Consider the following 10813-nt stretch of genomic DNA (forward strand, 5'->3'; position numbering starts at 1 on the left):
TCAGGATGAGCAAAATGAGTGATCAGATTGAAACAATAGCCGTGATTGGTGTTGGCGTTATGGGGAGTGGTATTGCCCAAATCGCAGCACAATCAGGTCATATCACCTATTTATATGATGCTAAGGCTGGTGCAGCTGAACAAGCCAAAGCAAAGCTAGCAGTAACCTTTCAAAAGTTAGTCGAAAAAAATAAGATTTCTACAGAACAGGCTCAAGCTGCTAATGACAACCTATTGATTGCTGAACAACTCGAAGATTTAAAAAACTGTGACTTAATCGTTGAAGCAATCATTGAACGTCTCGACATTAAACAAAGTTTAATGAAGCAACTTGAAGAAATTGTTCCTGAAAAAACGATACTGGCATCGAACACTTCTTCTTTGTCAATCACGGCGATTGCAGCGAATTGTCAGCATCCTGAACGCGTGGTTGGCTATCACTTCTTTAATCCTGTACCACTCATGAAAGTGGTTGAAGTCATTCAGGGGCTAAAAACTGATCCAAGAATTGTGGATACATTGAATGAATTATCCCGCACCTTTGGTCATCGTCCTGTCGTAGCAAAAGATACTCCAGGATTTATTATTAACCATGCTGGACGTGCCTACGGAACGGAAGCTCTTAAAATCCTCAATGAAAATGTCTCTGATATCAGTGAAATAGACCGCATTTTACGAGATGGTGTCGGCTTCCGTATGGGACCTTTTGAGCTGATGGATTTGACTGGTTTAGATGTATCTCATCCAGTTATGGAATCTATTTATCACCAATACTATGAAGAAGCACGTTATCGCCCAAATCCTTTGACCAAGCAGATGCTTGACGCTAAACAACTTGGTCGTAAAGTTGGTCAGGGTTTCTATAACTACACCACAGGTAGCAAAACAGGTGAACAACCTGCACAAATTGTTGCGCGTTTAGAACAGTATCCAAGCGTCTGGATTGGTGCTGACTTCCCTTCAGACCATCAACAAATTACTGACTATTTAACAAGTCAAAGCATCAAGTTAGATACGAGTACAGTACCGCAAACAGACAGCCTATGCTTATTGGCGTGCTATGGCGAAGACACCACACAAGCAGCACAACGTTTTAAGGTAAATCCAGAACAAACCGTTGCAATCGATATGCTATATGGCATTCAAAAGCATCGCACATTGATGCCATCTTTAGCTACCAAGAATGATTATATTCAAGCAGCTCACTCGATATTTAATCTGGACGGCGCTGTAGTCAGTGTTATTGCTGAAAGCATTGGCTTTGTCGCCCAGCGTGTTTTAGCGATGGTGATCAACTTAGGCTGTGACATTGCCCAACAAAACATTGCGAGCGTCGATGACATTAATGCAGCTGTGCGTTTGGGACTAGGCTATCCATTTGGCCCTATTGAATGGGGCGATCACATCGGCAGCAAAAAAATTCTGCTCACATTGGAACGTATGACGACCTTAACCCATGACCCACGCTATCGCCCAAGCCCATGGTTACAACGTCGTGTTGCCCTCAATTTACCACTTACTTTTAACAAATAATTCTGAAAAGGAACTTCGCAATGTTGAATGCTTATATTTACGATGGTTTACGCAGCCCATTTGGTCGTCATGCAGGTGAGTTAGCCTCAATTCGTCCTGACGACCTTGCTGCAACTGTGATTCAAAAACTAGTTGAAAAAACAGGTGTACCTGCGGCAGACATCGAAGACGTCATTTTTGGCGATACCAATCAGGCAGGTGAGGACAGCCGTAATGTAGCACGTAATGCCCTGCTGATTGCTGGTTTACCTGTCACCGTCCCAGGTCAAACCGTTAACCGTTTATGTGCGAGTGGCTTAGCAGCGGTTATCGATTCGGCTCGTGCCATCACTTGTGGTGAGGGTGAGCTATATGTTGCAGGTGGCGTGGAGAGTATGTCTCGTGCACCATTTGTCATGGGCAAAGCTGAAACAGCTTATAGCCGTGATGCAAAAATTTATGACACCACGATTGGCTCTCGTTTTCCAAACAAAAAAATCATTGCCCAATATGGCGGTCACAGCATGCCTGAAACAGGAGACAATGTTGCTGTTGAATTTGGAATAACGCGAGAACAAGCAGATTTATTTGCGGCACAATCACAAGAAAAATATCAAAAAGCCAAAGAAGAAGGATTTTTTATCGATGAGATTACACCGATTGAGGTCTCTCAAGGTAAAAAATTACCACCAAAATTGATCGCTGAAGATGGTCATCCACGTCCCGGTTCTAATGTTGAAGCTCTAACCAAATTAAAATCACTGTTCGAAGGTGGTGTCGTAACTGCGGGTAATGCATCTGGTATTAATGATGGCGCAGCTGCCCTACTCATCGGTTCTGAAGCTGCTGGACAGAAATATGGCCTCAAACCTATGACTAAGATTCTTTCAGCTGCGGCAGCAGGAATTGAACCTCGTATCATGGGTGCAGGACCAATTGAAGCGATCAAAAAAGCTGTATCTCGTGCTGGCTTGACTTTGGATGATATGGATATTATTGAAATTAATGAAGCGTTTGCATCACAAGTATTGTCTTGCTTAAAAGGTCTCAATGTCGATTTCAACGATCCTCGTGTTAATCCAAATGGCGGTGCGATTGCAGTAGGACATCCACTAGGTGCATCTGGTGCTCGTCTAGCACTTACCGTATCCCGCGAGTTGCTTCGTCGTAATAAAAAATATGCCGTAGTCAGCCTTTGTATCGGGGTTGGTCAAGGTTTAGCAATGGTGATAGAAAACGTCTCGAAGTCATGAAACATGAACCATTCATCACAACAGCACAGTGATGAATGGATTTATTTTGCATAGCGAAATATAATACAAGATTCTTGTTTTATTATATTTGAGGATTGAATGTCTCAGAATTCAGAAAATGAACAACCAATAAATTTTGATGAGATACGTCTAGATCCTATTTCACATATTCATCGGGAAAATAATCCTCAATTTATCGCGTCACTAGCAAGAGGTTTAGAGCTTTTAAGATGCTTTTCTGCTAACAATCAAGTGCTTGGTAACCAAGAATTAGCAAAAATGACTGGTCTACCAAAGCCAACTATTGCACGCATTACAAATACGCTTGTGTCATTAGGTTATTTGAAACAATTGCCTAACTCAACGAAATACACACTAGACATTGGTGTTTTATCCTTAGGATATGCAGCATTGTCAAATATCTCTATCCGTAATATTGCACATCAATATATGGAAGAAATGAGTCAATACGTTCAAGCTCCTGTAGCGATGGCAACACGTGACCGTTTAAATATGGTCTATATAGATGTTGTACAAATTGAAACAGCATTAAACATGCGCCGTCCAATTGGTTCAACATTGCCACTTCACAGCAGTTCTATGGGTAGAGCTTGCTTAGCAGCTACTCCTGAACGTGAACGTAACTTTCTACTTGATGCGCTTAAACAAAAAAACCTTGAAAATTGGCCTGCTATAAAACGCTCTCTAGAACGAGCTTTCCGAGATTATCAAGATTACGGATATTGTTTGTCTTTAGGCGAGTGGCATAAAGAAGTAAACTCCGTCGCTGTTCCTTTGGTCAGTTCTAAACATGGTCTTTATGTCTTTAACTGTGGCGCGCCAAGTTTTCATTTAAATCCAGAAAAACTTGAAGGTGAAATTGGACCACGTTTAATCCATATGGTGCACAATATTCAAGATGCTTTGAATGAAATGCATTAACAATTCAATTGAATAATTCGGTTCAACGGGTTGGTGATTAACGTTTCACTTTCATTATGGCAACAAGCATGATGAAAAACGCACTCTATACTCCAACCATCATATTAATGGCTATTGCAGCGGGCATCTGTACAGGTGGCAACTACTTTAGCCAACCCCTGATTCATTCGATTAGTTTAAATCTAGATTTATCCGAAACCACAACTGCATGGGTGCCGACCTTAGCGCAAATTATGTATGCCTCTGGTCTGTTATTCCTCATGCCATTGGGTGATATTCTAGAAAAACGCAAGCTACTTTTTACCTTTATGTTGCTCGCCTCTATTGGCTTGATCATTAGTGGTTTTTCCAACAACATTTATTTGCTCATCTTTGGCACCATAATAACAGGACTGTTTTCTAGTGCAGCGCAATTACTGCTTCCACTTGCAGCAAGTTTAGTCCCTATTCAGCATAGTGGACGTGTAGTCGGCTTTTTACTCAGTGGTTTAATGATGGGAGTATTACTCGCTCGCTCCCTCTCTGGATTAATGTCCAGCATATTCGCATGGAATATGATTTATCTCGTGAGTGGTTTTTTATTGTTGGCAATTGCAATCATTTTATACCGTAATATTGGTACTTTTCCTCCAACTAAATCAGAAAACTATACGGAAACCATTGCGTCACTTCCCTCAATTTTTTTAAACAATCAACGTTTAAGAACACGTACTTATATTGGAGGTCTAACCTTTGCTAGTGTTAGCATGACATTTACCACGATGTCACTTCTTTTAGCACCAGCTCCATATTATTTTAGCGATTTTAAAATTGGACTATTTGGCTTTGTGGGAATATTAGGAACATTTATTGCTAATTTTTCTGGAAAATTTATTGACCAAGGTTATATTCATCAGATCTCACTATACTGCGGTATAGGGATGATCCTCAGTTGGTTATTATTTTTATTATTACCCTATCATTTTAGCTTTTATATCATTGCCACGTTGTTACTTTACTCCTCACTTTCGGCAGTACATGTTACTAATCAAAGTATTGTTTTCAAAATTAATCAACAACTCCGCGCTCGCTTTAATGCTATCTATATGACAGGCTATTTTGCAGGAGGGGCACTGGGTACTACTGCGGGTAGTTATGCGTGGAAACATTTTGGCTGGACAGGAGTTTGCATTTTAGGGCTTATTTTTGCTGGTTTATGTCTGATATTTTGTCGAATAGATGCGAAACAGCAGAGTTAGCACAAAGTGAATCTAGTATAGAACTCCTTATATCCGCTCAAACTTAATCCAATGTCAGAACAAGTTTGAGCTAGTATATTTTCCTCTTTAGAGTTAACACCTTTTCCAATTAACCCTAAAAAAAATGAACCCAACTATAATAAGCCACTTAAACGTTTGCGAATATTGTCTTCAGTTTCTCTTACAATACGCTGTATCAACTCTTCACAAGTAGGAATATCATGGATCAAACTAGCCACCAGACCACATGACCATGCGCCTGCATCCATTTGACCATCCAGCATAATTTTTGGATAAACCCCTGCTACTTGCTCAACAATATCCTCAAACTGCAACTGATCACCCAAAGCTTTCTCAGTTGCCACAATTTTTTCAACGGCCGCATTATTCATTACTCGTTCTGTATTACGTAAAGCACGCATAATCAGTCGAGTATCTCGTTCTGTTGCATTCAAGATCGCTTGCTTAACATTAGAATGAACGGGTGCTTCCTGAGTGGCAATAAACCGCGTTCCCATATTAATACCATCAGCACCCAAGGCTAAAGCAGCCGTTAAAGAACGACCATCTGCTAGTCCACCCGCATTCGAAACTGCAGCAGCAAGTTCAGCAAAACCAACATAATGCATACCACCTTGAATAATTGGATGCTCAATTTCAAATAGTTCAGTAATTTTAGTCTTCATTATAGTTCCCACTTATTGCATGTATTAGCAAGGTTGTTTGTTTCCATACCGTTCTAAACACATTTAGATTAATGACATGGTTGCATAGGCAATCATTACCTTAAAAACATTATTAATACCATTAAATTTCACTATACAAAATTTAATACCAAAATACAAAATAAAAAAATTGATAGCGAAATTTATTTCCAATAAAATTAATGAAATCTAAAAGAGGTTTTTTGAATCTTGATTTTTAAATAGCTCATCAACTCAATAACAGGATGTCATGATGCAACAGGAAGACGATCTAAATACTCAAATTACTTCAGGAACCATCTGTCAAATACAGGTTGGAAAAGTCCTGACTCTGACAATCAACACGCCAAATAAGAAAAATGCGATTAATTATGATATGTATCTAGCATTGAGTGAGGCACTCGATCAGGCTGCAATTAATGATGAAATCCATGTAGTACTACTCACAGGTGCGAATCAAATCTTTACCAGCGGCAATGATGTGAATGCTTTTAAAAATCGTAATACTCATAGCTCGCAACCACCCTCTTCTGTACTGTTTTTAAAAAGTCTGGCAACATTTCCAAAACCGATTGTTGCAAAAGTTGAAGGTATCGCAATAGGTATAGGAAGTACCATGCTACTTCACTGCGATCTAGTTTATGCTTGTGAAGATACCATTTTCCAATTTCCATTTGTCAATCTTGGACTAGTACCTGAAGCAGGCTCAAGCTACATCCTGCCAAGGCTAGTTGGATTTTCTCGTGCTTCAGAAATCATTTTACTAGGAGAAAAATTTTCGGCTGAACAAGCGAAAGAATATGGTTTCGTTAACAGTATTTATTCAACAAGCAAGGAATTACAACAACAGGTAGATAAGGTTTTAAATAGATTAGCTAATCAACCAATTCAAGCATTACAGTTAAGTAAAAAGCTATTAAGAAATATGCCAATTGATGATATTTTGCATCGTATAGATCATGAATCTAACATCTTTGCAGATTGTCTGGCGGGAAATGAGTTTAAAACTGCTCTTGATAAGTTTCAGAAGAACAAAAAATCTGACATACAGTTTAAATAAGCTAAAAATCCACACAATCCATAAAAAAACCAGCAAGATGCTGGTTTTTTTAAATCTTCAAGTTTAGCTAATTTCAGTTCGAATATTATTCACCATATGAAGTAAACGAGGTGCAATATCTTCTTCAAGTTTTTCACGCTTCATAATAAAGCTTGGACCTCCACAATTGAACACCAAAAGACCATGTTGCTGATGGATCAATGGTACAGCAACAGAATTCACATCCTTGTGCCATTCACCAATAGAGAAACAATATCCAAAGTCTTGGTAATCTTTAAATGCTTTATCTAAATCACGATTAATTTTAATCCAGTCGTCTTTATGTTTGCTACGAATAGCATCAAGTAAAAACTCTCTTTCATCTTCTGGCATTGCTGCTAGACAAGCACGTCCCATCGAACTTAGATGAATAGGTAAATATGTACCGACTTGACGTCGCATCGTCATATTGCCCTTGCCTTGTACAACATCTAAATAAATCATGTTCAAGCGATCACGTGTTGCCATAGCAACCGCAGCGCCAGCATAATCCGCCAGATTTGTCATATAAGGATTCGCAATTGATCGAATCGAAACATTCGAAAGCATGGAGTAACCGAAAGCCAATACGCCAACAGAGAGTTGAAACTTACTCGAATTAGGCACCTGTTTAATGTAGCCCAAACGAGATAATGTATGTGTTAATCGAGTAATGGTCGGTTTCGGTAGCCCTGTCATTTGAGCTAACTCTTGATTACCTAAGTGTTGATGTTTAGGCGTGAAACAACGCAACAACTCTAAACCACGCGCTAACGCAGTAATAAATTGACGGTCATTTTCATCTTGCATATCTTCGATTGGATGCAATAGCTCATGCCTTAAAGGCGCTAATAGTTTTTCTGTTTGTTCTATATCCATCGATTCAGTCATATAGTTACCACGTTACCTGCTGTTTCGCACTGCGAAAATTATAATCTATTTATTCATTCAATAGCAAAAAAGCAAACATAAATGTTTGCTTTCTGATGTTCTATAAATTTTGATTAATCAGTATTTCTAAATTAATGATGCTCGCCTGATTTGCTCCTTTGTCTTTACCCAATTACGCCATTGGCTTTTAACTCAGCTAATTTTTCTTGAGAAACAACATGTTTTAAGACATCAGAGGTATGTTCCCCCAATAAAGGTGGCGCATAACGATATTCAACAGGAGTTCGTGAAAGTTTTATCGGCGAACCTACCATCCTTAGTTTTTCACGCTGTGTATGTTGCATATCTATCAACATTTTTCGTGCCACCACCTGTGGCTCTTGAAATGCCTGTTCAAGATTATTAATCAAACCGACAGGAACTTTGACAGCCTGTATCAGACGAACCCATTCATCAGCTGTTTTTGTAAGAAAATGCGCTGATAAAATATCTATCACTTCATTTCGATATTTAATTCGATCCGCGTTTCGTTTAAAACGAACATCATCGGCTAGCTCAGGCAAACCAATACTCTTACATAGTTGGAAAAACTGAGTATCGTTGCCACAAGCAATAATGAACTCTCGATCACAAGCTTTAAAAAGCTGATATGGCACAATATTGGCGTGTGCATTGCCATATCGTTTTGGCACATTACCAGATGTTAAATAGTTCATACCTTGGTTTGCCAAAGTAGCTATCTGTACATCCAGTAAAGCCATGTCTATATGTTGCCCTAGACCAGTAGTATTACGGTTAAGTAAAGCCGCTTGAATTGCAATGGTTGAATATAAACCTGTTGTTAGATCTGAAAATGCAACTCCAACCTTTTGAGGTCCTCCTCCCGGAAAATCATCTCTCTCACCTGTTACAGACATCAATCCACCCATACCTTGAATAATGAAGTCATAACCAGGTTCTTCAGCTCTCGGACCATCTTGTCCAAAACCAGTAATAGAGCAATAAATTAACTTTGGATTTAAGCTTGCGAGAGACTCATAGTCCAGTCCATATTTTTTTAATGAACCAGCTTTATAATTTTCGATTAAAACATCTGTATCCAGAATAAGTTTTTTAATTAACCCCTGTCCTTCAACAGTCGAAATATCAATAGCTACTGATAACTTATTGCGATTGGCAGACTGATAATATGCAGCTTCACGAGTTTCATCACCGTCATCACTCTGCATCCATGGTGGCCCCCATGAACGAGTATCATCACCTATTTTTGGTCGCTCCACCTTAATTACTTCGGCCCCTAGATCACCAAGTATTTGCCCACACCAAGGCCCTGCTAAAACTCTACTAAGGTCCAGTACCCGAATTCCCTTTAAAGCACCCATACTAATTTCACCAATTGAGTTCAAATAACAATACATTATTTTGCATAGCGATACATTTTTTCAATATACACATAAACTTTGAGAAATCAAATTATAATTTCAGCCAAATAAACATTTAATACTCTTAATACTTAATAACCAATATGATTCAAGCAATTAGAAAACATTCCATCAAAAACAAAATACCGCATTGCAAAATTATTTTCCAAAAAATATTGTTTTCTGCTTTAAAAATATTCTAATATGAGTTCATTCATAGGGATTTAAGCTAAAAAATTTCATTTTATGAGGTTAAGTCTCAGTACAACCCAAGAATAATTGCTTGAAAAATTCATGCTTTTTCTCGGAAAAAATGCTTTAAACAGATTTGAAGTAGGCAAGGTAATGGACTATGACCACTAATTACACACAACAGCTATCAACAATTCGACCTCATACTTGGAAAATTGCATTTATTTTTGCATTCCTTGCGTTATTAGTTGACGGCGCAGATTTAATGCTTTTGTCCTATAGTCTCAATAGTATTAAAGCTGATTTTGGACTCAGCTCAGTGCAAGCAGGCATGTTAGGGAGCTTTACCCTCGCAGGCATGGCAGTCGGTGGCATTTTCGGTGGATGGGCATGTGATCGTTTTGGACGAGTAAGAACGGTTGTCGTTTCTATTTTATTATTCTCTTTTCTTACATGCGGCTTAGGTTTTACTCAAACATTTTGGGAATTTGGTATCTTACGCTTCATCGCATCACTCGGTTTAGGCTCATTATATATAGCATCAAATACATTAATGGCTGAATATGTGCCGACAAAAAATCGTACTACCGTGTTAGGTACTCTGCAAGCTGGCTGGACTGTTGGGTATATTGTTGCAACGTTATTGGCAGGTTGGATCATCCCTGATCATGGCTGGAGAATGTTATTCTATGTTGCCATTATCCCTGTAATAATTGCTGTCTTAATGCATATTTTAGTGCCTGAACCCGCGGCATGGCAGCAATCTCGTCTACAGAGAAATATTAAGAGCGAACAAAACTCTGAAAATATCTCAGCGATTAAGCTAATTTTTCAAGATAAACGTAATCGCAATATGTTTATTCTATGGGCATTGACCGCAGGTTTTCTACAGTTTGGTTATTATGGCGTAAATAATTGGATGCCATCATACCTAGAAACTGAATTAGGAATGAAGTTTAAAGAGATGACGGCCTATATGGTTGGTACCTACACTGCTATGATTTTAGGTAAGGTGCTTGCAGGCTTAATGGCTGATAAATTAGGTCGTCGTTTAACCTATGCATTTGGAGCGATTGGCACAGCAATTTTTCTTCCTTTGATCGTATTTTATCACTCACCTGCGAACATTCTATACTTATTGATTGCCTTCGGTTTCTTATATGGCATTCCATATGGTGTAAATGCAACCTATATGACAGAAAGCTTTCCAACTGAAATTCGAGGCACTGCTATTGGTGGCGCGTATAACGTTGGGCGTTTAGGTGCAGCATTAGCACCAGCAACGATAGGATATTTGGCATCGGGAGGTTCAATCGGTTTAGGTTTCGTCGTGATGGGTGCTGCCTATTTAATTTGTGGTGTTATTCCTGCACTGTTCATTAAAGAAAAACAATTCGATCCTCAAAAAACTTAAAAGTAAATTTTAAAAATTTAAGCCAGCGAATTCGCTGGCTTTTTTATCTGCATTTTCAGAATATTTTCTATCGTTAAGCAACTTTTTAATTGCTATAACAAAAAAAATAAACTAAAGTATCGCTAAGCGAAATAGAATTTCTTAAAATGGAAGATTTAAAAAGAGAATC

Annotated in this window: 9 protein-coding genes; 6 read left to right on the forward strand and 3 right to left on the reverse strand. The window is 38.7% G+C overall.

The features are described from left to right. The first annotated feature begins 14 nt into the window (after positions 1–14). The 4 genes from ACF8D3_RS06890 (at position 15) to ACF8D3_RS06905 (ending at position 4944) form a co-directional block, all read left to right on the forward strand. On the forward strand, positions 15–1532 hold the full coding sequence (locus ACF8D3_RS06890) for a 3-hydroxyacyl-CoA dehydrogenase (RefSeq protein WP_392470851.1): 1518 nt from the start codon (positions 15–17) through the stop codon (positions 1530–1532). Positions 1533–1552: 20 nt separating this feature from the next. Continuing rightward, on the forward strand, positions 1553–2764 hold the full coding sequence (locus ACF8D3_RS06895) for a 3-oxoadipyl-CoA thiolase (RefSeq protein WP_392470853.1): 1212 nt from the start codon (positions 1553–1555) through the stop codon (positions 2762–2764). Positions 2765–2863: 99 nt separating this feature from the next. Continuing rightward, positions 2864–3706 carry an IclR family transcriptional regulator gene (locus ACF8D3_RS06900; protein WP_007484088.1) on the forward strand — a complete coding sequence of 281 codons (843 nt, stop codon included), beginning with the start codon at positions 2864–2866 and terminating at the stop codon, positions 3704–3706. A 68-nt stretch (positions 3707–3774) separates the two neighbouring features. After that, the gene (locus ACF8D3_RS06905; RefSeq protein WP_061397822.1) at positions 3775–4944 is read left to right on the forward strand and encodes an MFS transporter; all 1170 of its coding nucleotides are present in this window, start codon (positions 3775–3777) and stop codon (positions 4942–4944) included. 134 nt (positions 4945–5078) lie between these two features. On the opposite strand, the gene ACF8D3_RS06910 is transcribed toward ACF8D3_RS06905, so the two are convergent. Beyond that, on the reverse strand, positions 5079–5630 hold the full coding sequence (locus ACF8D3_RS06910) for an NAD(P)H-dependent flavin oxidoreductase (protein WP_392470855.1): 552 nt from the start codon (positions 5628–5630) through the stop codon (positions 5079–5081). Positions 5631–5901: 271 nt separating this feature from the next. On the opposite strand from ACF8D3_RS06910, the gene ACF8D3_RS06915 reads away from it, so the two are divergent. Next, the gene (locus tag ACF8D3_RS06915) at positions 5902–6708 is read left to right on the forward strand and encodes an enoyl-CoA hydratase-related protein (protein WP_392470857.1); all 807 of its coding nucleotides are present in this window, start codon (positions 5902–5904) and stop codon (positions 6706–6708) included. 63 nt (positions 6709–6771) lie between these two features. On the opposite strand, the gene ACF8D3_RS06920 is transcribed toward ACF8D3_RS06915, so the two are convergent. Both ACF8D3_RS06920 and ACF8D3_RS06925 read right to left on the reverse strand, forming a co-directional pair. Next, entirely contained in the window at positions 6772–7617 is an 846-nt protein-coding gene (locus ACF8D3_RS06920) for an IclR family transcriptional regulator (protein WP_007484096.1), read from the reverse strand. Positions 7618–7781: 164 nt separating this feature from the next. Then, the gene (locus ACF8D3_RS06925) at positions 7782–8999 is read right to left on the reverse strand and encodes a CaiB/BaiF CoA transferase family protein (RefSeq protein ID WP_392470859.1); all 1218 of its coding nucleotides are present in this window, start codon (positions 8997–8999) and stop codon (positions 7782–7784) included. Positions 9000–9390: 391 nt separating this feature from the next. Between ACF8D3_RS06925 and ACF8D3_RS06930 the strand changes: the two genes are divergently transcribed. After that, positions 9391–10644, forward strand: a complete 1254-nt coding sequence (locus ACF8D3_RS06930; protein WP_061392699.1) for an MFS transporter — start codon at positions 9391–9393, stop codon at positions 10642–10644. Positions 10645–10813 lie beyond the last annotated feature (169 nt).

This window comes from Acinetobacter sp. YQ_14 (assembly GCF_043102985.1).
Lineage (GTDB): Bacteria > Pseudomonadota > Gammaproteobacteria > Pseudomonadales > Moraxellaceae > Acinetobacter > Acinetobacter venetianus.

Bases quoted from the DNA above. Each gene is read 5' to 3' on its own strand.
- ACF8D3_RS06925 (WP_392470859.1), bottom strand. From the start codon at position 8,999: ATGGGTGCTTTAAAGGGAATTCGGGTACTGGACCTTAGTAGAGTTTTA.
- ACF8D3_RS06915 (WP_392470857.1), top strand. From the start codon at position 5,902: ATGCAACAGGAAGACGATCTAAATACTCAAATTACTTCAGGAACCATC.
- ACF8D3_RS06900 (WP_007484088.1), top strand. From the start codon at position 2,864: ATGTCTCAGAATTCAGAAAATGAACAACCAATAAATTTTGATGAGATA.
- ACF8D3_RS06890 (WP_392470851.1), top strand. From the start codon at position 15: ATGAGTGATCAGATTGAAACAATAGCCGTGATTGGTGTTGGCGTTATG.
- ACF8D3_RS06910 (WP_392470855.1), bottom strand. From the start codon at position 5,630: ATGAAGACTAAAATTACTGAACTATTTGAAATTGAGCATCCAATTATT.
- ACF8D3_RS06895 (WP_392470853.1), top strand. From the start codon at position 1,553: ATGTTGAATGCTTATATTTACGATGGTTTACGCAGCCCATTTGGTCGT.
- ACF8D3_RS06905 (WP_061397822.1), top strand. From the start codon at position 3,775: ATGATGAAAAACGCACTCTATACTCCAACCATCATATTAATGGCTATT.
- ACF8D3_RS06930 (WP_061392699.1), top strand. From the start codon at position 9,391: ATGACCACTAATTACACACAACAGCTATCAACAATTCGACCTCATACT.
- ACF8D3_RS06920 (WP_007484096.1), bottom strand. From the start codon at position 7,617: ATGACTGAATCGATGGATATAGAACAAACAGAAAAACTATTAGCGCCT.